The organism is Kitasatospora sp. P5_F3, assembly GCF_054049135.1.
The window spans coordinates 1-20,940 of sequence record NZ_JBFUMY010000055.1; the positions used below are offsets into that span (position 1 = coordinate 1).

At 70.6% G+C, this 20,940-nt stretch carries 27 protein-coding genes; 18 read left to right on the forward strand and 9 right to left on the reverse strand.

Features of this window, described 5'->3' with window-relative positions; genetic code table 11:
* Window positions 1–301: TetR/AcrR family transcriptional regulator (locus tag ACXJMZ_RS26940; protein WP_457032630.1), on the reverse strand; the 301-nt coding region annotated here is incomplete at its 3' end.
* A gap of 73 nt (window positions 302–374) precedes the next feature.
* On the opposite strand from ACXJMZ_RS26940, the gene ACXJMZ_RS26945 reads away from it, so the two are divergent.
* On the forward strand, window positions 375–1,829 hold the full coding sequence (locus ACXJMZ_RS26945) for a pyridoxal-phosphate dependent enzyme (RefSeq protein WP_457032631.1): 1,455 nt from the start codon (window positions 375–377) through the stop codon (window positions 1,827–1,829).
* Here ACXJMZ_RS26945 and ACXJMZ_RS26950 read toward each other — a convergent pair.
* Window positions 1,808–2,320, reverse strand: coding sequence for a hypothetical protein (locus tag ACXJMZ_RS26950; RefSeq protein WP_457032632.1), 513 nt, complete (start codon window positions 2,318–2,320; stop codon window positions 1,808–1,810). The genes ACXJMZ_RS26945 and ACXJMZ_RS26950 overlap by 22 nt on opposite strands.
* A gap of 155 nt (window positions 2,321–2,475) precedes the next feature.
* Between ACXJMZ_RS26950 and ACXJMZ_RS26955 the strand changes: the two genes are divergently transcribed.
* The 4 genes from ACXJMZ_RS26955 to ACXJMZ_RS26970 all read left to right on the forward strand — a co-directional run bounded on the left by ACXJMZ_RS26955 (window position 2,476) and on the right by ACXJMZ_RS26970 (window position 4,926).
* Window positions 2,476–2,766 (forward strand): amphi-Trp domain-containing protein, encoded by a 291-nt coding sequence (locus ACXJMZ_RS26955; RefSeq protein WP_457032633.1) that lies wholly within the window; start codon window positions 2,476–2,478, stop codon window positions 2,764–2,766.
* A gap of 85 nt (window positions 2,767–2,851) precedes the next feature.
* Complete coding sequence (locus tag ACXJMZ_RS26960) at window positions 2,852–4,192, forward strand: DUF2252 domain-containing protein (RefSeq protein WP_457032634.1); 1,341 nt, start codon at window positions 2,852–2,854, stop codon at window positions 4,190–4,192.
* Between the two features lie 63 nt (window positions 4,193–4,255).
* Window positions 4,256–4,720, forward strand: a complete 465-nt coding sequence (locus ACXJMZ_RS26965; protein ID WP_457032635.1) for a VOC family protein — start codon at window positions 4,256–4,258, stop codon at window positions 4,718–4,720.
* 62 nt (window positions 4,721–4,782) lie between these two features.
* A complete protein-coding gene (locus ACXJMZ_RS26970) occupies window positions 4,783–4,926 on the forward strand; it encodes a hypothetical protein (RefSeq protein WP_457032636.1) in 144 nt (47 codons plus the stop codon).
* A 46-nt stretch (window positions 4,927–4,972) separates the two neighbouring features.
* Here the strand turns inward: ACXJMZ_RS26970 and ACXJMZ_RS26975 are convergent, their stop codons facing one another.
* Entirely contained in the window at window positions 4,973–5,197 is a 225-nt protein-coding gene (locus tag ACXJMZ_RS26975; RefSeq protein ID WP_457032637.1) for a hypothetical protein, read from the reverse strand.
* A 175-nt stretch (window positions 5,198–5,372) separates the two neighbouring features.
* Here ACXJMZ_RS26975 and ACXJMZ_RS26980 point away from each other — a divergent pair, with 175 nt between their 5' ends.
* From ACXJMZ_RS26980 to ACXJMZ_RS26990, 3 genes are all read left to right on the forward strand, one after another.
* Window positions 5,373–6,128 carry a sugar isomerase domain-containing protein gene (locus ACXJMZ_RS26980; protein ID WP_457032638.1) on the forward strand — a complete coding sequence of 252 codons (756 nt, stop codon included), beginning with the start codon at window positions 5,373–5,375 and terminating at the stop codon, window positions 6,126–6,128.
* Window positions 6,125–7,072 carry an N-acetylglucosamine kinase gene (locus ACXJMZ_RS26985; protein WP_457032639.1) on the forward strand — a complete coding sequence of 316 codons (948 nt, stop codon included), beginning with the start codon at window positions 6,125–6,127 and terminating at the stop codon, window positions 7,070–7,072. The genes ACXJMZ_RS26980 and ACXJMZ_RS26985 overlap by 4 nt, the downstream gene beginning before the upstream one ends.
* 287 nt (window positions 7,073–7,359) lie before the next feature.
* On the forward strand, window positions 7,360–8,235 hold the full coding sequence (locus tag ACXJMZ_RS26990) for an SGNH/GDSL hydrolase family protein (RefSeq protein ID WP_457032640.1): 876 nt from the start codon (window positions 7,360–7,362) through the stop codon (window positions 8,233–8,235).
* A gap of 96 nt (window positions 8,236–8,331) precedes the next feature.
* On the opposite strand, the gene ACXJMZ_RS26995 is transcribed toward ACXJMZ_RS26990, so the two are convergent.
* Entirely contained in the window at window positions 8,332–8,571 is a 240-nt protein-coding gene (locus ACXJMZ_RS26995; RefSeq protein ID WP_457032641.1) for a hypothetical protein, read from the reverse strand.
* 312 nt (window positions 8,572–8,883) lie between these two features.
* Here ACXJMZ_RS26995 and ACXJMZ_RS27000 point away from each other — a divergent pair, with 312 nt between their 5' ends.
* From ACXJMZ_RS27000 to ACXJMZ_RS27010, 3 genes are all read left to right on the forward strand, one after another.
* Window positions 8,884–9,699 (forward strand): hypothetical protein, encoded by an 816-nt coding sequence (locus ACXJMZ_RS27000; protein WP_457032642.1) that lies wholly within the window; start codon window positions 8,884–8,886, stop codon window positions 9,697–9,699.
* A complete protein-coding gene (locus ACXJMZ_RS27005) occupies window positions 9,696–10,064 on the forward strand; it encodes a winged helix-turn-helix domain-containing protein (RefSeq protein ID WP_457032643.1) in 369 nt (122 codons plus the stop codon). The genes ACXJMZ_RS27000 and ACXJMZ_RS27005 overlap by 4 nt, the downstream gene beginning before the upstream one ends.
* Window positions 10,065–10,131: 67 nt before the next feature.
* Window positions 10,132–10,503, forward strand: coding sequence for a S26 family signal peptidase (locus tag ACXJMZ_RS27010; protein WP_457032644.1), 372 nt, complete (start codon window positions 10,132–10,134; stop codon window positions 10,501–10,503).
* 48 nt (window positions 10,504–10,551) lie between these two features.
* Here the strand turns inward: ACXJMZ_RS27010 and ACXJMZ_RS27015 are convergent, their stop codons facing one another.
* Window positions 10,552–11,136 carry a TerD family protein gene (locus ACXJMZ_RS27015; protein ID WP_057236738.1) on the reverse strand — a complete coding sequence of 195 codons (585 nt, stop codon included), beginning with the start codon at window positions 11,134–11,136 and terminating at the stop codon, window positions 10,552–10,554.
* 228 nt (window positions 11,137–11,364) lie between these two features.
* On the reverse strand, window positions 11,365–13,659 hold the full coding sequence (locus tag ACXJMZ_RS27020) for a family 20 glycosylhydrolase (RefSeq protein WP_457032645.1): 2,295 nt from the start codon (window positions 13,657–13,659) through the stop codon (window positions 11,365–11,367).
* Window positions 13,660–13,849: 190 nt separating this feature from the next.
* On the opposite strand from ACXJMZ_RS27020, the gene ACXJMZ_RS27025 reads away from it, so the two are divergent.
* A complete protein-coding gene (locus tag ACXJMZ_RS27025) occupies window positions 13,850–14,392 on the forward strand; it encodes an MOSC domain-containing protein (protein ID WP_457032646.1) in 543 nt (180 codons plus the stop codon).
* Window positions 14,393–14,469: 77 nt separating this feature from the next.
* On the forward strand, window positions 14,470–14,844 hold the full coding sequence (locus ACXJMZ_RS27030) for a hypothetical protein (protein ID WP_457032647.1): 375 nt from the start codon (window positions 14,470–14,472) through the stop codon (window positions 14,842–14,844).
* Between the two features lie 23 nt (window positions 14,845–14,867).
* Here ACXJMZ_RS27030 and ACXJMZ_RS27035 read toward each other — a convergent pair whose 3' ends face one another.
* Window positions 14,868–15,026 (reverse strand): hypothetical protein, encoded by a 159-nt coding sequence (locus ACXJMZ_RS27035; RefSeq protein WP_457032648.1) that lies wholly within the window; start codon window positions 15,024–15,026, stop codon window positions 14,868–14,870.
* Between the two features lie 109 nt (window positions 15,027–15,135).
* Complete coding sequence (locus ACXJMZ_RS27040; protein WP_457032649.1) at window positions 15,136–16,008, reverse strand: oxidoreductase; 873 nt, start codon at window positions 16,006–16,008, stop codon at window positions 15,136–15,138.
* Window positions 16,009–16,080: 72 nt separating this feature from the next.
* Between ACXJMZ_RS27040 and ACXJMZ_RS27045 the strand changes: the two genes are divergently transcribed.
* Window positions 16,081–17,082, forward strand: coding sequence for an ArsR family transcriptional regulator (locus ACXJMZ_RS27045; protein ID WP_457032650.1), 1,002 nt, complete (start codon window positions 16,081–16,083; stop codon window positions 17,080–17,082).
* On the opposite strand, the gene ACXJMZ_RS27050 is transcribed toward ACXJMZ_RS27045, so the two are convergent.
* Window positions 17,048–17,188 carry a hypothetical protein gene (locus ACXJMZ_RS27050; protein WP_457032651.1) on the reverse strand — a complete coding sequence of 47 codons (141 nt, stop codon included), beginning with the start codon at window positions 17,186–17,188 and terminating at the stop codon, window positions 17,048–17,050. The genes ACXJMZ_RS27045 and ACXJMZ_RS27050 overlap by 35 nt on opposite strands.
* Window positions 17,189–17,578: 390 nt before the next feature.
* Between ACXJMZ_RS27050 and ACXJMZ_RS27055 the strand changes: the two genes are divergently transcribed.
* From ACXJMZ_RS27055 to ACXJMZ_RS27070, 4 genes are all read left to right on the forward strand, one after another.
* A complete protein-coding gene (locus tag ACXJMZ_RS27055; protein ID WP_457032652.1) occupies window positions 17,579–17,971 on the forward strand; it encodes a hypothetical protein in 393 nt (130 codons plus the stop codon).
* 52 nt (window positions 17,972–18,023) lie between these two features.
* Window positions 18,024–18,593 carry an SMI1/KNR4 family protein gene (locus tag ACXJMZ_RS27060; RefSeq protein ID WP_457032653.1) on the forward strand — a complete coding sequence of 190 codons (570 nt, stop codon included), beginning with the start codon at window positions 18,024–18,026 and terminating at the stop codon, window positions 18,591–18,593.
* A gap of 152 nt (window positions 18,594–18,745) precedes the next feature.
* A complete protein-coding gene (gene nudC / locus ACXJMZ_RS27065) occupies window positions 18,746–19,645 on the forward strand; it encodes an NAD(+) diphosphatase (protein ID WP_124286798.1) in 900 nt (299 codons plus the stop codon).
* A gap of 417 nt (window positions 19,646–20,062) precedes the next feature.
* Complete coding sequence (locus ACXJMZ_RS27070) at window positions 20,063–20,860, forward strand: hypothetical protein (RefSeq protein WP_457032654.1); 798 nt, start codon at window positions 20,063–20,065, stop codon at window positions 20,858–20,860.
* Window positions 20,861–20,940: the final 80 nt, after the last annotated feature.

The window sequence follows — 20,940 nt, forward strand, 5'->3', positions numbered from 1 at the left end:
CCTCGGGACTGAGCAGGTCGCGCACCAGCCCGTCGAAGTAGCCCCGGATCTCGGCCACCGAGGCACCCGAAGCCTCCAGCTCACCCAGCTTCTCGGGGACCACCAGCCGGGAGTAGCGCTCCAACGACTTCAGGAACAGCGCGTGCTTACCGCCCGGGAAGGCGCTGTAGATGCTGCCCGGCTTGACCCCGGTCGCCTTCACCAGATCCTCGATGGAGGTCGCCCGGTACCCGCGCTCCCAGAACCGCAGCATGGCCGCGTTCAGGACAGTGTCGGGCTCGAACTCTCGAGGTCTGGGCATGAGGAAAACATACATGAGCGACCATTCAAGAACAACCTCGGCCGCTCCGAGCCGACTGGCTAGGGTGGCCGCCATGGATGCTCACGAGTCTGTGCTCGACCTGATCGGCCGCACCCCGCTGGTACGCGTGCGGATGCCCGACGGCGATCGGGGCGCAGCCGTCTACGCCAAGCTGGAGTACCTGAGCGTGGGCGGCAGCGTCAAGGACCGGATCGCCGCGCACATGGTGCAACAGGCTGAGCAGGACGGGCTGTTGCGGCCCGGCGGAACGATCGTCGAGGCCACCTCGGGCAACACCGGCATCGGGATCGCGCTGGTGGCCGCCGAGCGGGGGTACCGGTCCGTCGTCGTGGTCTCCGACCGGGTGAGCAGCGAGAAGACCGCCACCCTGCGGGCGCTGGGCGCCGAGGTGGTGATCCGGCCCGCCGGGCTGCCCCGCGAGCACCCGGACCACCCGGTGCGCACGGCGGCCCGCCTCGCCGCCGAGACGCCGGGCGGGTGGCTGGCCGACCAGTACGACAACCCGGCCAACCCGGAGGCGCACTACCTGACCACCGGACCGGAGATCTGGCGGCAGACCGACGGCCGGGTCACCCACCTGATCTCCTGCATCGGCACCGGCGGCACCATCAGCGGCACCGGCCGCTACCTCAAGGAGGTCAGCGGCGGCCGGGTCCAGGTGATCGGTGCGGACCCGTCCTCCTCGGTGTACGCGGGCGGCGACGGCAGCCCGTACTTCATCGAGGCCGCCGGCCACTTCCGTCATCCGGACACCCTGGAGGACACCTGGCCCAAGTCGTACCACCAGCACGTGGTCGACCGCGTAGTGCCCGTCGCCGACCGCGAAGCACTACTGACCCTCCGTCAGATTGCGCGCGAGCAGGGCCTGTTGGTCGGCGGGTCCTCCGGTACGGCGCTGGCCGCAGCTCGGCAGGTCGCGGCCGAGGCCGGGCCGGACGCCGTCATCGTGGTCATCCTGCCGGACTCCGGACGGCAGTACCTCTCCAAGTACTTCGACGACACCTGGATGCTCCGCCTGGGCTTCCTCGACGGCGACCCCGACCACGCCCGGGTCACCGACGCCGCCCCCACCGACGAGAACGCTCCACCCCTCCCCTACCTGAACACCCACAGCACCGTCCGGGACGCACTCACCGCCCTGCGCGCCCGAGCAGCCGCTGGCGCCCCGGCCGTACTGCCCACCGGCCCCTGCCCGTCCGGCCGCCGCCCCACCGCCCCCGAACTCACCGGCTCGGTGACCCTCCAGCAGCTGGAAGCCGCCCTCACCGACGGCACGGCCACCCCGACCGACCCTCTCGGCACCCACATCGGCCCACCCCTCCCCCACTTCGGCCACGGCGAGCCCGCCGACACCGCTCTCACTCAACTCAACAGCCAGGGGCGGCAGATCGCCGTCGTCCTACGGGACGGCCGCGCCATGTCCCTCATCCAGCCGGCGGACCTACACGCCGTCCTCCCCTCCGCCCCGCCGCCTTCGCCGGAGCGTCAGCGGCGAGGCCAGGGGTAGCTGGGATCCTCGGTGATCTTCACCTGCTGCGGGGCGTCTCGGGGAAAGGTCCAGATGCGGCCTGCGCTGCTGGTGGCGATCACCGAGGTCGCGTCCAGGGTGACCTCGGTGAAGGGGTTGGAGGAGCAGGAGACCGCCAGCCACTCCAACGTGCCTTCCTCGTCGTCCCGGGTCAGGGCGACCCAGCCGATACTTCCGTGGTCGTGTGCCTCGCCGCTCAGGGCACGGCTGCCGAGGTAGCTGTCCGAGGCGTGTGTCAGGTCGATGTCCATCCAGTCGCTGGGGGCCCACTCGGTGGCTCGCAGGAGCTCCCACCACTGCCAGTCCGCGGCCCGGGGGTCATCCCGTCGGTCGTACGGGGAGAACCGCATCAGCTTCATCACGGACAGCGAGCCGTCGGCGAACACGATGAAGTCCCCGGACGGCGCCTCACGGGCCATCCAACGTTCTTGTGTCCGGCCGGTGTTGGGTATCGCTTCGAAGGAACTCACGCCCACCATGATGACAGTGAGGACCTCCAGCACCGGACGTCGAGGGCGCGGCGAGCCGGCCGGCGGCCTCCTCGTCCGGGTGCCCGGTCCGCTGCGCGCCCGCAGAATTGGCTGTACGCGCTGTACCCGCTGTACCCGCCGATTCGGAGGCATCCATGAAGGATCTCAAGTTCGAACAAGAGGGTTCACTGTCCCGCCTTGAGGTGGCCGATCAGCTCACCGCGCTCGCGGAGGCGCTGAGGCGCGGCGGCAAGGCCCAGCTGGAGCTGGGCTCCGGGAAGCTGACCCTGCGCATCCCCGACGAGCTGGAGAGCGAGATCGAGGTCGAGGTCGGCGACGGGCACGTCGAGCTGGAGATCGAGCTCAAGTGGCCGACCGCGCAGACTGCCGCGCCACGGCACCCGGCGGACGACCCGAAGAAGCCTTCCCGGAGCCACAAGGGCTGACCGGGCCGAGGCCGACATGCGGGGCGGCCTGGGCGTGCCCAGGCTTGGGGGGCAGACCACCAGCGACGGATGACAGGAACGGGCCATGACCAGTCCAGACGAGCGAGCACGTCGCGGCCGCGCCGCCCGAAAGAGCGCCGGCCGGGCCTCCCACGGCCGGTGGAGCGCGGCGGCGGACCGGCCCGATCCCCTCGGCGTACTGGAGCGGCAGGCCACCGACCGGGTGGCCGAGCTCCTGCCGATCCGGTACGGCCGGATGGCCGTCTCCCCGTTCACCTTCCTGCGCGGCTCAGCCTCCGTGATGACCGCCGACCTGGCAGCCGTACCGAACACCGGCCTGACCGTCCAGCTCTGCGGCGACGCCCACCTGCTGAACTTCGGGGTCTTCGCCTCCCCCGAGCGGGCGCTGCTGTTCGATCTCAACGACTTCGACGAGACCCTGCCGGGGCCGTTCGAATGGGACGTCAAGCGGCTCGCCGCCAGCGTCGCGGTGGCGGCCCGCGACAACGAGCACGGTGACGCCCGGGCCTGGCGAGCCGCTCGCGCCGCTGCCCAGGCCTACCGGCTCGCCATTCAAGAGCTGGCCGAACAGGGCGAACTCGCCGTCTGGTACGAGCGGATCGACGCCGACGCGGTGCTCGCGCTGGTCCACGGCCGCGAGAGACGGCGCCAGGTCGACACCAACCTTGGACGCGCCCGTCGCCGCACCAGCCTCCAGGCATTCGGCAAGCTCACCGAGCTCCAGGACGGCCGACGCCGGATCAGGCACGATCCGCCGCTGCTGGAGGCGGTCAGCAGCACCGAGCTGCGCTCCGTCGGCAAGATCTTCAGCGAGTACCGCAGCACCCTCCCCGAGGAGCGCCGCGTGCTGCTGGACCGCTACCGCTTCGTCGACGCGGCCCGGAAGGTCGTCGGCGTCGGGAGTGTCGGCACCCGCTGCTTCATCCTGCTGCTGACCGGCCGCGACGAGGAGGACCCGCTCTTCCTCCAGATCAAGGAGGCCGACCGGTCGGTCCTGGAGGACCACCTGCCGGGCGACGGGCACGACCACCACGGCCACCGGGTGGTCGCGGGGCAGCGGCTCATGCAGGCCGCCGGCGACATCTTCCTCGGCTGGATGACCGGGCCGAACGGCCGGCACTTCTACGGCCGCCAGCTCCGGGACATGAAAGGGTCGGCCGCCGTCGAGACCATGACCCCCGCTGTGCTCCGCCAGTACGCCCGGCTGTGCGGCGCGACCCTGGCCCGCGCCCACGCCCGGTCCGGCGACCGCATCGCCATCGCGGGCTACCTCGGTGCCGGCGACACCTTCGACCGCGCCATCGCCGACTTCTCCCTGCACTACGCCGACCAGACCGAGTCCGACCACGCCGCCCTCACCGCCGCCATCGCCGCCGGTGACATCACGGCCACCTCCGGAGTCTGAGGCGGCCGGCTGCCGGGCGCGGCGGCAGCCCCGATGTCAGTGCCGGTCCATAAAATGGTGACCATGACGTCAACCCCGGTGCACTGGAAGCTTGTTGTCGACACCCACGACCCGCACGCCCAGGCCGACTTCTGGGCCGCCGCGCTGCACTACGAGGTCGAGGACCACAGTCCCCTGATCGGCAAACTGCTCGACGTCGGGGCCATCCCGCCCGAGATCGTCGTCGACCACCACGGCCGACACGCCTGGCGCGACGCGGCGGCGGTACGCCATCCGGACGAACCGTACGACCCGGAGAGCGGCACCGGGCTGGGGCGTCGGGTGCTCTTCAACCGCGTACCTGAGTCGGAGAAGAAGACCACCAAGAACCGCCTGCACATCGACCTGCACGGCCCGGCGGGCGAGCGGGAGGCCGAGGTGGAGCGCCTCACCGCCCTCGGCGCCCAGGTCTACCGCCACGTCAAGGAACCGGCCGGTGAGTGGGTGGTCATGACGGACCCGGAGGGCAACGAGTTCTGCGTGCACTAGCGGCCGTCGGGGTACCAGGTCATCAGTGGCGGGGGCGCCTGCCGCAGGCGAGGGGGGACCAGATGAGGAAGTGGTTCGGCAAGGATCCGTTCGCTGTGATCATGGCAGTGGTGATCGTCCTGTGGTTGGCGTTCCTCCTCAGGCTCGCGGTCACCGACGACCGTTACTGCCCGGGGCATCCGACCTGCGGCATCACGGAGCACTGATCCGGCAGTGCCGACGGTCCGGCGGCGGCCGCCGCCGGACGTACGGTCAGATCGCGGTACCGGAGCCCGGGTCGGAGAAGGTCAGGCCGCCCACGGCCAGCGGCCGGCGAGCCGGACCCGGTACGGCGGCCTCCTCGCTTGGCGGCTGGCGGAAGTCGGCACCCTGCTCGACGGGAGGCAGGCGCCGGCCGGTGCTCGGGGCCGGAGCGGGCGCGTCGGTGGCGGGCTCGGAGAATGCGGGCAGCCCGAGGCTGCGACGGTCGGGGGTCATGTCGATCAGTGTGACAGGTCCGCCGACGGGCCTCGGCCCCGCTCCCGGTGCAGCGCGTCGGGCGTCCGGCGCACCGCCCTGCACCGCGGGCCCGGAAGGTCTAGTCCACTCGTTGACAGGGGGTGGGCGCGGCCCAATAGTTGGGCAGCACAGGGAACACACCGAGGAGGTCCAGGTGCCCACACCGTCAGCGGCGGAGTTCGCGGCCGCGGCCCACGCCGCCATCGACCGTGTCAGCAGGGAACAGGCCGAAGGGGTGGTCAGGGCCGCCGAGTTGATCACCGCGGCGCTGGCCGCCGACGGTATCGTGCAGGCGTTCGGCACCGGTCACTCCGAGGCGCTCGCCATGGAGATCGCGGGCCGGGCCGGCGGCCTGGTGCCCAGCAACCGGATCGCCCTGCGCGACGTGGTGCTCTACGGCGGGCGACCCCTGAATGCCCTGGCCGGGCCCGAGTTGGAGCGCGGCACCGACTCCGCCGCCCTGCTGTTCGAGCTCGCAGCTCCGCACCCGGCCGACGTCTTCGTGATCGCCTCCAACTCCGGCGTGAACGGCTGCGTGGTCGAACTCGCCCGGCTGGCAAAGGAGAACGGCCACCCGCTGATCGCCATCACCTCGGCGGAGCACACCGCGCGCGTCCAGCCCAGGCACCCGTCCGGCCTCCGGCTGCGCGACCTGGCCGACGTCGCACTGGACAACGGGGCGCCGTACGGCGACGCCGTCCTCCCCATGAACGGCGGCGGCAAGGCCTGCGGCATCTCCTCGATCACCGCCGCCCTGCTCGCCCAGCAGATCATCGCCGAGGTGATCGGGCAGATCGAGGCCACCGGAGGCATCCCGCCCGTCTACCTGTCGGCCAACATCCCCGGCGGCGACGACCACAACCAGGTACTGGAGGCACGGTACGCAGGCCGCATCCGGCGTACCGCGTGACCACCGGGCCGCTGGTGCTCGGCCTGGACGTCGGCGGCTCCACCACCCGGGTACTGCTCGCCGACCTCGACGGCCGGGTGCTCGCCACCGCCACCGGCGCGGGCGGCAACCCGGTCTCGCACGGCGTGGCCACCTCCGCCAGGAACGTCCTGGACGCCCTGCGCACCGCTCTGGCGGAGGTCGATCCGGCCAGGGTCACGGCCGGCGTGATCGGCCTGGCCGGTGGCCTGATCGCCGCCACGTCCCTCGACGAGGTCTGGCCCACGGCCGGCCTCCTGGTCGTCCCCCGCATGGTCAGCGACCTCGAACTCGCCTACGCCGCAGGCACTGCGGGYCCGGCCGGGTCGGTGCTGCTCAGCGGTACCGGCGCGGCCGCGGCGCAGTGCCACGACTTCGAGCCCGTACGGTTCGCTGACGGTCACGGCTGGCTGCTCGGCGACCGGGGCTCCGGCTACTGGCTCGGCCGCGCCGCCGTGGCGAGCGCTCTCGCGGCCAACGACCGGGGCGAACTCGACGGCCTCGCCGCCCAGGTGGTCGACACTTTGGCCGGCCCGCACCCGCCCGGCCTCCGGGCCCGCTCAGCCCTGATCACCGCGGCTCACGCCGACTCCCCCGTACGGCTGGCCCGGCTCGCCCCGCTCGTCCTGGACGCGGCCACCGCCGGTGACCCGCAGGCCCGGCGGCTGGTCGAACGAGCGGCCGACCACCTGCTCGACTCGCTCACCACCGTCCGCCCGGCGCACTCGCAGCTCCCGGTGGTGCTGGCCGGCGGCGTGCTCTCGCCCGGCTCCCCGCTCACCGCCGAGGTCCGTACCCGCGTCGCCGCACGCTGGCCCGACGCCCCGGTCACCCACGCGGGCAACACCGCCGGCGCCGGCGCCTGGCTGGCCATCCACCAACTCGGCCACACCGACGGGGCCTTGCACGGCCATCTGACCCGCTGACCTGTCGTCAGAGCGTAGGAACGGGGAACCGTGATCAAGGCAACCGCACGCGATTTTGTCGTCCCCGCGACAGTCCCACGACACGACCCCGAAGCCGGACCACGACGCGGCACGCCAACTACGGTCGCTGCCAGAGTTATTGACAGCTTGTCAGTCGGCCCACATCCTTACCGCACGGTAGAACCGCCTGGTAACAACGGCGGAGGGCCAATCGCCTCYCGCCTGCGCCCCCACGCCCACCCGGCGGACACTCCCTCCCCCACCCGTTTCTCCCCGGAGGCACCCCCATGCCGTCGACCGGAACCACTCGCGCCCGCACCACCCTCACCGCCCTCGCCCTCACCGCCGCACTCACCGGCACCGCAGCGGCCGCCGCGACCCCCGCCGCCGCCCAGACCACCTACGCCCGGTACGTCGCGCTCGGCGACTCGTACGCCTCCGCCGCCGGTGTGCCGGACCAGATCGACACCGCGTGCGCCCGCTCCAGCCGCAACTACCCGTCGCTCGTGACCGCGGCGCTGACCCCCACCGCCCGGGTCGACGTCACCTGCGGCGGTGCCACCACCGCCGACATGACCTCCACCCAGAGCGGCTCCGGCGGACCGCAGTTCAACGCCTTGAACGCCGATACCGACCTGGTCACCCTCACCATCGGCGGCAACGACGTCGGCTTCGCCGACATCATCGTGCGCTGCGCCACCCTGGGGCTGTTCTCCCCCTACGGCGCGCCCTGCAAGTCGAGTTACACCAGCGCCGGCGCCGATCAGCTCGCCGCGAAGATCGACGCCACGGCCACCAAGATCGCCGCCACCCTCGACGGCATCCGGCAACGCTCCCCCCGGGCCACCATCCTGGTCACCGGCTACCCCGCGATCCTCCCGGACAACGGCACCAACTGCTTCTCCACCGTCTCCATCGCCAAGGGCGACGCCCCCTGGCTGCGCGACACCGAGAAGCACCTCAACGCCGTGATCGCCGCCCAGGCCGCCGGACACGGCGCCCGCTACGTCGACACCTACACGCCCTCCATCGGCCACGACGCCTGCAAGCCCACCGGCACCCGCTGGCTCGAACCGCTCTTCGCCACCGGCGCGGCCGCCTTCCACCCCAACACCGCGGGCGAACAGTCGATGGCCACCGCCACCCTCGCCGTCGCAGGCTGACCCTGCTCTCGCTGCCACCGGTCCCCGCGCCTCCCCGGCCGGGGACCGGTCATCGACAGACCCGAACACCCCCTCCACGCAGTCGAGTTGGGGATGTCAGTGCCAGAGCGGACCGCTGTTGTCGCTCTCCGCGTCCTCGCAGGCTCGGATCCGCTGCTCCACGGCCTGCGCCTCGGCGTACCGCCCCTGCGCTCGCAGGTGTGCGGCACGGACGCTCATGGCGGCGACGTCACAGGTGACGGTCCCGCCCGCCGCCGTTGCCGGGGCGCTCCCGGCGAGCAGTGCGGCGCCACTGAGGGCCACGGCCAGCGTGAGGGTCGACGCGCGACGGATCACAGGTACTCCTCCGGTGGGGCTACTTCGCTTCGCCCGCCCTCGAGTTGACCATCCGTACTGTCCGAGCTCCACCACCCACGCCGACCCGGGCGGGTGAACCACCCCTTGCCACCGGTCAGCAAACTGGGTGCCCGCTCAGCGGCAGCACCCCGAGCGCGGTCCGCCCTTGTGCTCCCGTTCGCGCCCGGAGTCGCGCGGCACCTGGCGGGGCCATCCGAAGCGTTCGACCGGGCCAGAACAGCTCTTGACGGCAATGTACTTTGCACTGCAAAGTACATTGCATCAGGAAGCACACAAGCAGGGGGCCACACCATGGGGGTACCGGCAGTGAACGACGAGCGCAGGGCAGCGGCCGAACAGCTACTGGCCCGCACCGAGGCACTCCGCACCCGAGCCCGCGCCCGGACCGGCGGCGCCTGGGCGGTCCTGCTCGGGTTCGGCCTGCTCGCGCTCGCCGCAGTGCCCATCGCCCGCTACGCGTTCAACTTCGGTGCCGACGGGCGTCACGTCTCCGTCTACCCGTTCTTCGCCTACGCGGAGCTGACCGAACAGTGCGTCACCCACCAGTGGGGGACGCCGTGCAGTACGCAGGAGTTCGACGGCTCGGTGCTCAAATTCGTCTGCTGGGGTGTCTGGTTCGCCCTCCTGCCGCTGGCCTGGGCCGCCGCGGCCCGCTGGTACCGCCTGCGCGGGGAGTCCCGTGGGATAGTGCCGCGCCGTACCGTCTGGCTGCTCACCGTCGGCGGTGCCACCGTCGTGGTGCTGGCCGCACTGGCGGGGTTGCTCCTGGTGCGCAGCCACCGCCGCGTCATGTCCGTACTGGACAACGGCTACGCCTCGCCCTGGTACCTGGTCGGTGTCGGGCTCCTGGCGCTGGGGCTGGTCGAACGCAGCTGGATCACCGCCGCGGCGGGCGCTGCGCACAGCGCAATGCTCGCCGCGTACATCGGGGCGGGCCTACAGACCGGCCTGCTGCCCTGGGCACCGGAGCCGCAGCCCGGCTGGGTCGACGGCCCGCAGGTCAAGGCGCTGCTGCTGGCGGCCGTGCTGCTGGCCGCCGCCTTCGCCCAGCGGGCGGCCGACCGACGGCTCGCCGGGCCCGCCGCATCGAGTACGGTCGGCCCATGACCACCGGGGACGCAGACCCGCAGCACGAGGACGAGCTGCATCCGACCAACACCCTCGACGACACCGTGCACCAACGGGTGCGGCTCGGGATCCTGACCATCGCCCGCGAGGCCGACCGGGTGGACTTCGGCTTCCTCAAGGCCCAACTCGCGGTCACCGACGGCAATCTGTCCCGGCATGTGAAGGTCCTGGAGGACTCCGGCCTGATCAGCGTCGAAAAGGGCTACGCCGGACGCCGCCCCCGCACCTGGGTGACCCTCACCCCCCGGGGCGCCCAGGCTCTGGACCACGAACTCCGCGCCCTGCGCGAGCTCGTCCACCGCCTGGACAACAGCCCGACCCGGGCGCCCGCCCCGGACAGCTGACCCACCGTCGGCCCGGCCGGTCGGTAAATCCGAGCGGCCGGCCGCCCGGGTCTGCCACGATCAGCGGATGGGCATGCTGGACGGAGTGGCAGGCAGGGTCGCGGGCGGGGCCGTCGTGGAGTTCCGGCCGACCGGCTCCTCGATGGTCCCGCTGATCCGCAGCCGGCAGCAGGTGGTCGTCGCACCGGTCGACCCGTCGAAGCTGGAGACCGGGGACATCGTGCTCGCCCGGGTCGCCGGGACGGTGTACCTGCACCTGGTGTCCGCCGTGGACCCGGCCAGGCGGCGAGTGCAGATCAGCAACAACCGTGGCCGGGTCAACGGTTGGACCGGTCACGACCGGGTCTTCGGCATCTGCGCATCGGTGGACGGCGTCGCCCGGCCCGGCGTTGCGGGCAAGACCCTGACGGTGGAGCCACAGGCAGCCGCGCCCCGGTAGGCCGGCCCGATCCGGGAGCGGCCCACCGGGCGTCCGTCCTACCTGCTGCTACTTGCTCACCGCGAAGCGCATCAGGTCCTTCTCGTCCCCCTGCTTGATCTTCCCGGTCTCGTTGATCACCTGCAGCTTCCAGCCCGCGCCGACCCGCACCGCCTTCGCGACCGCGCAGCCGTTGTCGTTGGTGAGCATGCTGGGCCAGATGTCGGCGACCTGCTGGCTGCTGCCACCCGTCGCGTCGTACACCTTGAAGCTGATGTTCCGCGCGTTCTGGAACGCGCTGCGCTTCTTGTAGGCGGCGGCGATGAACACGATGGACGTGATGTTCGCCGGGACCCGGGAGAAGTCGACGGTCACCGTCTCGTCGTCACCGTCGCCGTGCCCGGTCTGGTTGTCCCCACTGTGTATCAACCCGCCGTTGCCCAGCGGGTCCAGGGAGTCCAGCCCGGCCAGCCGTACGGGCTCCGCGCCCTGCATCGCGATGGCGATCAGGTCGAGGTCGGTGCCGGCCTTCTGCCGGAGCTTGCCGATCAGCCCGCCGCTGCTCCCGACGGTCGGGTCCCAGGAGGCCCCGATGGACAGGTGGGTGACCCCGTCGAGGTCCGCCGGGCCGTCTTCCTTCGTCAACGTGATCATGCGCGATCCTCTCGGTCGTGGGCTGCTGCACCCGAGTCTGCCTGGTCTCCCCGGCACTCGGCCCACCCGGGGCGGAGTTACGCGGAACGGCCGCCTCCGAGTCTGCCTGACGGGCGCACCCTTCCCACGACCGACCCGCTGCTACAGCGCCCGGACGTCGCTCGCCCGCGGACCGCGCTGGACCTTGTTCCCCTGCCTACTCCCGGCGGATCCCGAACCGGAGCGCCGTCAGCTGATCTGCCAGAGCTGGAGGGCCGAGCCGCCGGACGGCTGCTGGGTGACCAAGGCACCGTCCGTGGTGGCGGCGGTGGTCAGCAGGAGGGTGCTCTGCCTGTTCGCGACGGTGTAGCCGCTGCCGGTGGCGGTGATCAGCCAGCGCTGACTGTCGCCACCGGTGCAGGTGGCCTGGACGACGGCCGCGTTCGCGGTGGCGGCGGCAACGTCGGCGCACAGACCGGAGACACCGTTGACCATCGTGTAACTGCCGTCAGGGTAGGCCGTCAGCTGCCACTGCTGGTTACGGCCGCCGTGCGGCTGCCAGGTGATCAGCTGGGTGCCCGGGGTCATCGAGGAGGCCGGGTCGTCCAACGCCTTGCCGTTCACGGTGAGCGTCCTGGTGCCGCTCAACTGGCCGCCGTAGACCTCGAATTCGTACAGTGAGTAGCCGTATCCGGTGCCCCGCTGGGTGCCGTACATCCGGATGTAGCGGCCAGCTCCGCTGAGACCGGTGAGCTCCTGGACKCCGCCGGTGCCGGCGGTGGTGGACTGGACGGTGCGCCAGGTCACCGCGTCGTCGGAGAGCTGGATCTGGAAGGCCTTGCCGTACGCGGCCTCCCAGCGGAGCACGACGCGGTTGACTGTCTGGGTGGAGCCGAGGTCGACCTGGATCCACTGCGGGTCGGCGTAGGCGCTGGCCCAGCGGGTCCCCGGATCGCCGTCCGTGGCGAAGGCGGCCGGGAAGGCGGCGGTCTCGGTGCTGGACGCGGTGGTCGGGCGGTTGTGCGCGAGGTCGCCGGGCTGAGCCGTCGAGGGCCAGCCCGGGTGGTGGCCGACGGCGGCGACGATCGGGGTGAACGCGGCGTAGGTGGCGGCCGGCTTCGGTGAGCCCCAGGTCTGTTGGGCCAGCGCCCGGAGCGGGTACATAATGCCTGCGGCGATCTGGCTCTCGGTCTCGGCCGTGGGGTTGTCGCACCAGACGTGGATCAGCGAGCCGGGGTTGCGGGACGGGTCGGCGAGCGTGTTGTTGCCCTGGAACAGGTCCGGCTGCCAACTCTCGTACATCCACCGGGTGTCCGGCTTCGCGCCGCCGAGCACGTAGTACGTCGGCGTCCAGGACTCGTTGGCCACCACGTGTCCTGCGTCGGCGAGTTGCTGGGGCGTCAGGCCGTAGTTGTACCAGTACTCGACCAGGATGTTCCGGTCCGGCTGGACCGTGCCGTCACCGGCCTTGATGCCGTCGTTCCACATCCTGGTGGTCTTCCCGGCGGCCCGGACCAGCGCGTTGGACCAGTTCACGAAGCCGTAGTAGGTGTCCTTGGCCGTGGCGTTGGCACCGTAGTGGGCGCGGGCGTAGCTGAGCAGCTGAGGGTACTTGGCGTAGTCGGTGACGTACTCGTCCGCGCCGATGTGCCAGTAGGGGGCCGGAAAGAGCGGCAGGTACTCCTGGATCAGGTCCTTGATCAGGGTGTACGAGCCGGGCAGCGAGAGGTCGATGAAGTCGGGGCTGACCGTGCCCGAGCTGTTCTTGAGCTTGAGTTCGGGGTGGGCGGCCAGGATCGCGTTCATGTGCCCGGGGGTGTCGATCTCCGGGACGATCGTGACGTGGTACTTCTGGCCCAGCGCCACCAGCGCGGCGATGCCCTGCTTGCTGTAGTGGTCGGCGGAGACGATCTCCGGGTGGGTGGAGCTCTCCAGCCGGAAGCCGTAGGTGTCCGACAGGTGGAAGTGGAAGTAGTTCAGCTTGAGGTAGGCCAGTTCCTTGATGTGCTGCTCGATCCACGGCACGGTGAAGAACTTCCGCCCCTGGTCGATCATCAGCCCGCGTTCGGCCTTGGTCGGCCAGTCCACGGCGGTACCGGCCGGGACGGTGGCCGACTGACGCAGGAGCTGGAGCACGGTCCGGGTGCCGTTGAAGACCCCGGCGTCGGTGGCGCCCTGGAGCGTGACGCTCTGGCCGACCGTCATCCGGTAGCCCTCGGTGGGCAGCGCCGCGTCCCCGAGGGTCAGCGCGATGTCCCCGGCCACGGGGCTGCCGGCGACCACCGGGACGGTCCGGCCGGTCAGGTCCCGCAGGTCATCGGCGAACGTCCCTGCCTCGTCGGCAAGTTGGGCACTGTACGCCGGGTCGACCACGATCCGGCCGGCGGTGAAAGTGAACGAGCCGGTACCGGCGGTCCACTGGCGCAGCGCCGGTACGGTCTGCGGGGGTCCGGCGGCGGCCTGCGCCGGAGCAACTGCCAAGCCTGGCAGGGCCAGTGCGGCCACGGTGCAGAGTACGGCGGTGAGCAGCCTGAGCAGTCGCACGACGGGCCTCCAGCCATTGGCGGACTGCGGACAAGTGCAGCGCAACTCCCGCACTGGCGTCAATAGTTGATTGAACATCGGCCTGATCGAGCACATTCGAGCACGACCGGCCCTCCTGGGCTGCACCGAACGGTGAGCCGCAGGTTAGGCTCTCCGTGAATCATCGCCACAGGTCAGGACGGTCCGCAGGATGAACGGCACGGTCACCGCAGTCAGCAGCAACGAGGCTTACTCGTTCACCAAGCCCAACCGCGCCGCCATCACACTGCTTGCCGGGCTCGGCGTGCAGGGCGACATACACGCGGGCGTGACGGTCAAGCACCGCTCGCGGATCGCCCAGGACCCCACCCAGCCGAATCTCCGTCAGGTCCACCTGATCCACCAGGAGCTCTTCGCCGAGGTCGGCGCGGAGGGCTTCGACGTGACCTCCGGCCAGCTCGGCGAGAACATCACCACCAGCGGAATCGACCTGCTCGGCCTGCCCGTCGGAGCGCTGCTGCGGATCGGCACCGAGGCGGTCGTGGAGGTCACCGGCCTGCGCAACCCCTGCCTGCAGATCGACAACTTCCAGGACGGTCTGCTGAAGCAGGTCGTCGGCCGGGACGAGGCGGGGAACGTCGTCCGCAAGGCCGGCGTCATGAGCATCGTCCGGACCGGCGGCGTGGTCCGCCCGGGCGACCCGATCACGGTCGAACTCCCGGCCGAGCCTCACCGGCCCCTCGAACGCGTCTGAACAGCCGCCCGAACCGCGGATAATGGCCACGCCGGATGCCTCTGCGTGCGGCACGTACCGAACCGAGGAATAGACCTATGACCTTGACGAAGGGCCGCCGGGTCAGGCTCACGACGGACATCGGGCTGGCCGACGCGGTCGCGGCGCCGACCGGGGCCGTGGTCGGATTCCTGTCCCTGGCGGCGGGCACCGAGGGCACCGTCGAGCGGGTGGACGGGCAGCTGCCCGAGCCCGAGGAGGTCCGCGAGTACCGGCGGCTGAAGCCGCTGCTCGACGACTACGGCCACACGATGCCCGCGGAGAGCCGGAAGCGACTCGAATCGCAGATCGCCGCCCTGGAGCCCGAGTGGGCCGCCTTCCAGGAGCAGGGGGTCAGCGTCACGGTCCGGGTCCGCCTCGACAACGGGTTCGTCCTCGACGGCGCGCACGAGGACGTGCTCGCCCTGGTCTGACCGGGACGCTGACCAGCCGTCACTCACCGCCGCCGAGCAGGGCCCGCAACGCACGGGCCGTCTCGGCGGTGCACGCTCTGCTGCGGACGGCCGAGCGCGGAGAGCAGCAGCCCCTCGTCGCGGATCATCCCGGCTCCACCCGCCAGATACCCGACATCGTCGAGGTCGAGGTGATCGGTCACCGGTCGGCCAGCCTCTCCAGCGTGCGGGCATTGACGGCTCGGATCCTGGCCACCAGCACGACAGTGCCGACGCCAAGTCAGTTTTCCGGCCGGGTCCGCCGAACGGAGGTCACCTGTCGGCGAGCGTGTCGAGCGTCTGCAGCGCCCACCCGGGCAGTTCGAGGGTGGCGGCCGCGATGTTCTCGTGCAGATGCGTGACCGAGGAGGTACCCGGGATCAGCAGGATGGCCGGCGAGCGGTGCAGCAGCCAGGCCAGCGCCACCTGCCGGGCCGTGCAGCCCAGGTCGCGGGCGACCCTGTCAAGGGCGTCCGCCTGCACCGGACGGAAGCCGCCCAGCGGGTAGAACGGCACGTACGCGATGCCTTCTTCGGTGCACCGGTCGACGAGCGCGTCGTCCTCGCGGCGGGCCACGTTGTAGTAGTTCTGGACGGTGGTCACCGGGGCGATCTCCTGCGCCGCCCGCACCTGTTCGGCGCTGACGTTGCTGACTCCCAGGTGCCGGATCAGGCCCTGCTCGCGCAGTTCGGCCAGCACGCCGAAGGGTTCGGCCAGGTCGGCGGCGGCCCGGGTGTCGGTCATCCGCAGGTTGACCAGGTCCAGCGCCGGCACGTCCAGGCGGGCGAGATTGTCGTGCACCGCCCGGACCAGCTCGTCGGCTGACACAGCGGCGGGCCAGGCGCCGTCAGGAGTACGGCGCGCGCCGACCTTGGTGACGAGTCGCAGCTGCTCCGGGTAGGGGTGCAGCGCTTCGCGGATTAGGTCGTTGACCACGTGTGGGCCGTAGTAGTCGCTGGTGTCGATATGGGTGATCCCCGCCTCGACGGCGGCGCGCAGCACGGCCAGCGCGGCGCTGCGGTCACGCGGCGGCCCCCAGACCTTCGGGCCCGCCAACTGCATGGCTCCGTAACCCATCCGGGTCAGCTCAAGATCGCCGGACTTCCAGGTGCCCGCTACGGCTGCGGTGTTCGTCTCCGTTGTCATGCCCGTATGCTCACGGACTTGTACGCTGACGGCCATTGATTCACACCTGCCTGAATCCTCGGGGGCGTCGACATGGCGGAGCTGGCGTTCTCGGCGAGCGATCTGGCCCAAGTACGGTTCGCCGTCTCGCCGATGTGGGAGGTCGGGACCAGCTTCCGGCTGCTCTGCTCCGGCACCGCACATCCCGTGCACCGGACCTGGGCCGAGCAGGTCCGGCCGCGGTTGGCGCCCGCCGGCCTGGAGCGGGGCTGGCTCGCCGAGCTCGTACCGTCCTGGGGGTACGTCCCCGACTTCCTCAACCCTGCGCCGGCCGGTCCGGCTCCCACGCTGGACCAGGAGTTGGCCGCGATCCGGGCGGCCCCCGCCGCCAGGCTCCGCCAGGACCTCGACCGGCTGCGGGAGGAGCAGGGCCGTCTCGGGCCCCGCTCGCGGAGCCTGTACGCGGAACCCCGGTCCGGCCTGCTCCGGGTCACCGAGGAGATCGAGACGTACTGGGAGCTGGCCCTCGCTCCCTACTGGGCCCGGATCCTCGCCGTCCTCGAGGCCGATCTCTTCCACCGGGCCCGCCAGGTCGCCGAGCACGGCACCGGGCACCTTCTCAACGATCTGCACCCTTCGGTCAGTTGGGACGACAATGCCCTGCAACTCGCCCACCGGAAACGCACCCTGCCCCGGCAGACCGCAGGGGCAGGACTGCTGCTGATCCCCTCCGCCTTCACCGCCCCGGGCCCGCTCACCCGGGTCACCTGGCCGGAACCACCCCAACTGGCCTACCCCGCCCGCGGCGTGGGCTCACTCTGGGAACCTCGCCCCACCACCCGGACCGACGCCCTCGCCGCCGTCCTCGGCCGCTCCCGGACCCTGCTGCTCACCGAACTCGAGATCCCGGCCTCCACCACCGACCTGGCCCGCCGCACCGGCCTCTCCCCGGCCGGTGTCTCGCAGTCCCTCACCGCACTCCGCACCGCAGGCCTGGTCAGCGCCCACCGAGCCGGCCGCTCGGTCCTCTACGCCCGGACCACCGCCGCCGAATCCCTCCTCACCGCCGCCAGGCGGGCAGGCGCTTCTCGGTGAACGCGTGGGCGCCTTCGGTGGCGTCGGTGGTGGTGAAGACGGGGGTACTGAGAGGGTCCTGGACGGCGTAGGCGGTGTGGTCGTCGAGGCCGCGGGTGTCCTGCACGATCCGCTTGGTGGCGTGGACGGCCTGGCGGGAGTGGGTCTGGACGCGTTCAGCCAGGGTGAGGGCTGCCTACCCGGACGAGACCAGCCACTTCGTCCGGTGGTCCGTCCAGCACCGGCATGCCAAGGGACTCACCTACGGCACCGTGCGCTGGACAGGACCCTGCGGGACGATCGACAGCGAGAAGCGCTGGGCCGACGCCAGGCGCCTCCTGCACGACGACACGCTGGCGACCTCGGATCGAGTCGCCGGCCTGCTGCTGGTCCTCTATGCCCAGCAGATCGCCACCATCAGCCGCCTGACGGTCGACGACGTCCACCTCGACAACGACAAGGTCGGGATCACGTTCGGTACCTCACTGTCGTCCTCCCCGAACCGCTGGCCGGCCTGGTGCGCGACCTCATCGCCACCCGGCGCGGCAAGGCCAGGATCGGCGCCCCCGACGACGCGCCGTGGCTATTCCCCGGCGGCCGTCCCGGACAGCCCATCGGTGACGACCGGCTCGGCCTCCGCCTCCAGAAGATCGGCCTCCAGCCGCGCCAGGACCGCTCCACCGCCCTGTTCACCCTCGCCACCGAGGTCCCCGCCGCCATCCTTGCCCGGATGCTGGGCGTCCACATCCAGGTCGCCGTCCAGTGGCAGAAGGCATCGGCCGGCGACTGGGCCGCCTACGCCGCCGAGGTCAGCCGCCGTGCCCCCACTCCGGCGGGCGAAGCCCAGACCAACGAGGTTCCCGATGGCCAGCACCCAAGAACAACAATCCCTCCGGGGCTAACGACGTGAAGAGCCACGTTGATCTTGCCGCGATTCCTACACCGAACGAGAGGTGCAACCCATGACCGACCATCTGTCTGCCGTCTTCACGATGCTTGGGCCGGGAGGCCGACGCTTCGCCGATCCCGAAAGCTGGGCGCGTCTTGAGTCGGAGGTCGGCACAGAACTCCCCAGCGACTACCAGGAGTTCATCGACGAGTACGCGCCGATCACGGTCAACAGCCACCTCTATTTCAAGCACCCGGCGACCACACGTTGGAACCTTCTCAAGGACATCCGGGAGACTGAGCAAGCCTTCCGCGATGCCGACTGGGACGGCCTTCCGCACCCGGAGACCGGTGCTGGCGGAGTTCTGGTTCCTGCCTTGTCGACCGACTTCGGCTTCCACGTCTTCCTCAGCCGCAGCCCACGGACGCCCGACTGGAGCGTGGTGGTACACGACCGGGACGAAGGCGGGTACTGGGAGCATGCCATGAGCTTCGCCGAGTGGCTCTACCGGCACCTCATTGGCGAGGAAGTCATCCATCCCAATGGAACGTATTTCTACCCCGGTCCGGTCAATCTCGAACACCTGCCCATGAGTCCGGACGATCGCCCCGTTCCCTGGCACGGACCTGACCGAGGGATGTGACGGTGGTTATCTAGTGTTGTCAAGCCATCGAGCCAGTTCATCCCAGATCTGATCCGGTAAGGCATGTTAGGCAAGTTTCTAGCTGCGGAGGGTGTCGGCGGACGTATCCGCTAGTGTCGAGGACAGGCAGACACTGTGATCCAGGAGGAGCGGTGTACTACAGCGGGTTGGGGCTCGACCGTGTCGTTGATCGGCGGGGAGACTCGGACTGGATCGAGGCACTGCTGACCAGGGCCAGTACCCAGGTCATTCCCCTGTGGCAGGACCAGTGCCTGGTGCGAAACGAAACGCCGTTGCGGCTGCCCTTGGCCCAGGCGAGGGACATCCTCGTCGCGGCCGGCGACCGGGTGCTGCTCGGCCTCGAAGGCGAGAGGGCGGTGTTCGCGGCTGATGTGTCCGGGCTCGAACGGGAGAGCGCCGTCGAGCTGGCCGGCGCGGACAGGATGCTGGACGTGCGGGCGATGGTTCCCACCATCACGCCGGACGAAGCGGGTCTGCTGGCGTACGCGCGGGGAATTCTGCACTGGAACCGCAATCAGCGGTTTTGTGGCGCCTGCGGGGGCCCGGCCCGGTCCTGCAATGGTGGCCACCTGCGGACCTGCCAGAACTGTGGGAAGCTGCTGTTCCCGCGGATCGAACCGGCCGTGATCGTGCTAGTCGAGCTTCCGGGCACGCCCCGGCGCTGCCTGCTCGGCCGCCATGCGGCATCCGGCCCGAACCGCTTCAGCACCCTAGCCGGGTTCGTCGAGATCGGCGAGAGCTTCGAGGACACGGTGCGCCGCGAGGTGCGGGAGGAAGCCGGCGTCACCGTGGGTGCGGTGACCTACCAGGGTTCCCAGGGGTGGCCGTTCCCGGCCGGGGTGATGATCGGGTTTCGCGCCGAGGCCCTTTCCGACGCGATCGATGTGGACAACGTGGAAGTGGTGGAGGCACGCTGGTTCACGGCCGCGGAACTGCGCGCGCGTCTGGCGGACGCTGCTCTCGGCGGCCCGTACCGGGTGGATTCGATTGGCAAGGCGCTCATCGACCAGTGGCTGGCCGACACAGACTGAACCGATGCGGTGCGAAGACAGATTTTACGCTGCCTCGCTCATCTTCTGCTTCAACTCGGCCACCGCCTGCGTCCGTTATCTGGGGTTGAGTAGCCAAAAGCGCAGCTCAGAGGCCATGGGGCGCTGTAAGGCATGAGGGCAGCCCGCTCGCAGGTTTGGACATCTGTCTGACGAAGAGTCTCGATCGAAACTCTTTGCCGCCCTGGTCAGAGGGCCTGCGCACCCGCCGACTGAGCTGCGGAGTGAAAACCGCAGCGACGGGGACCAGCGTACAACCGCATGCCTTACAACCCTTACGGCTTACAGCAACCCACGATAACCTCGGGGCCGAGGCATTCGGAGAGTTCCAATACCCGACTCCACCATTAAGCCACCCGGACGGGGGCGGTGCCAGGCCCCCGTGGAACACTGCGGCCCATGTCTCTCGCCGATCTCAGCCTCGCCCAGTGGCGGTCCTTCGACCTGCCGACCGCACGTACCGTCGCCGAGGAAGCGGCCCGGCGGGTCGGCGGGCGGCTCACCGCCGTCGAGACCGTCGAGCACCTCGGCGGCCCGCTGCACCGGGTCGGGATCGAGCGGAACGGCCAGGAGTTCGCCCTGATACCGGGCGGCACGCTGACGCTCGGGTTCGACCTGGACGCCTGGCAGCCGACCCCGGAGCAGGCTGCCGACTACGCCCAGAGCGTGGAGCACGGCTTCGGCTGTGCGCCCGACCTGCGGGCGCACCTCGCGGACATGCTCAGTCCCCGCCGGAGCGTCACCCTCGCCACGGTGCTGATGGCGGTTCAGGACGAGGAACTGACCGAGCTGCCCGCCGACATGCCGGCGGTGCTGGCAGCCCGCGGCCTGCGGCTGCCGAGTGCCGACGAGTGGGAGCACGCCTGCGGAGCCGGGGCGGACACCCTCTTCCGCTGGGGCAACGACTGCCCTCTCGACCGCATCCCCTACAACGACGCAGCAGGGCCACAGAACCAGAAGAACGCCTTCGGCCTGCGGATCACTTACGACACCTACCGCACCGAGCTGACCAGCGACGTCACCTCGGTGCACRGCGGTGACGGCGGCGAGTCGGTCTGCGGCGGCTACGGCACCGTGCTGGCCTGGCTGCCGCTGGCCACCGCCAACCGCAACCCCGCCATGGCCGAGTTCGTTTACGGTCCGGACGGCTCGGACCTCTGCGAGGACTTCTCCACCCGGCCCGTCCTGGCGCTGTGATCCCCGCGGAAAACTTTTCTGCGAAATCATCGCCGCGGATGTCGAAATCCCGGCGCGTGCCTCTACCTGTCAGTGCAGGC

What these genes read in the sequence shown, in the direction of transcription:
- ACXJMZ_RS27000 (WP_457032642.1), top strand. Translation starts at nt 8,884, where the DNA reads ATGGGGGTACCGGCAGTGAACGACGAGCGCAGGGCAGCGGCCGAACAG.
- ACXJMZ_RS26945 (WP_457032631.1), top strand. Translation starts at nt 375, where the DNA reads ATGGATGCTCACGAGTCTGTGCTCGACCTGATCGGCCGCACCCCGCTG.
- ACXJMZ_RS27005 (WP_457032643.1), top strand. Translation starts at nt 9,696, where the DNA reads ATGACCACCGGGGACGCAGACCCGCAGCACGAGGACGAGCTGCATCCG.
- ACXJMZ_RS27060 (WP_457032653.1), top strand. Translation starts at nt 18,024, where the DNA reads ATGACCGACCATCTGTCTGCCGTCTTCACGATGCTTGGGCCGGGAGGC.
- ACXJMZ_RS27040 (WP_457032649.1), bottom strand. Translation starts at nt 16,008, where the DNA reads ATGACAACGGAGACGAACACCGCAGCCGTAGCGGGCACCTGGAAGTCC.
- ACXJMZ_RS27010 (WP_457032644.1), top strand. Translation starts at nt 10,132, where the DNA reads ATGGGCATGCTGGACGGAGTGGCAGGCAGGGTCGCGGGCGGGGCCGTC.
- ACXJMZ_RS26975 (WP_457032637.1), bottom strand. Translation starts at nt 5,197, where the DNA reads ATGACCCCCGACCGTCGCAGCCTCGGGCTGCCCGCATTCTCCGAGCCC.
- ACXJMZ_RS27025 (WP_457032646.1), top strand. Translation starts at nt 13,850, where the DNA reads ATGAACGGCACGGTCACCGCAGTCAGCAGCAACGAGGCTTACTCGTTC.
- ACXJMZ_RS26955 (WP_457032633.1), top strand. Translation starts at nt 2,476, where the DNA reads ATGAAGGATCTCAAGTTCGAACAAGAGGGTTCACTGTCCCGCCTTGAG.
- ACXJMZ_RS26965 (WP_457032635.1), top strand. Translation starts at nt 4,256, where the DNA reads ATGACGTCAACCCCGGTGCACTGGAAGCTTGTTGTCGACACCCACGAC.
- ACXJMZ_RS27030 (WP_457032647.1), top strand. Translation starts at nt 14,470, where the DNA reads ATGACCTTGACGAAGGGCCGCCGGGTCAGGCTCACGACGGACATCGGG.
- ACXJMZ_RS27015 (WP_057236738.1), bottom strand. Translation starts at nt 11,136, where the DNA reads ATGATCACGTTGACGAAGGAAGACGGCCCGGCGGACCTCGACGGGGTC.
- ACXJMZ_RS27045 (WP_457032650.1), top strand. Translation starts at nt 16,081, where the DNA reads ATGGCGGAGCTGGCGTTCTCGGCGAGCGATCTGGCCCAAGTACGGTTC.
- ACXJMZ_RS26960 (WP_457032634.1), top strand. Translation starts at nt 2,852, where the DNA reads ATGACCAGTCCAGACGAGCGAGCACGTCGCGGCCGCGCCGCCCGAAAG.
- ACXJMZ_RS26970 (WP_457032636.1), top strand. Translation starts at nt 4,783, where the DNA reads ATGAGGAAGTGGTTCGGCAAGGATCCGTTCGCTGTGATCATGGCAGTG.
- ACXJMZ_RS26990 (WP_457032640.1), top strand. Translation starts at nt 7,360, where the DNA reads ATGCCGTCGACCGGAACCACTCGCGCCCGCACCACCCTCACCGCCCTC.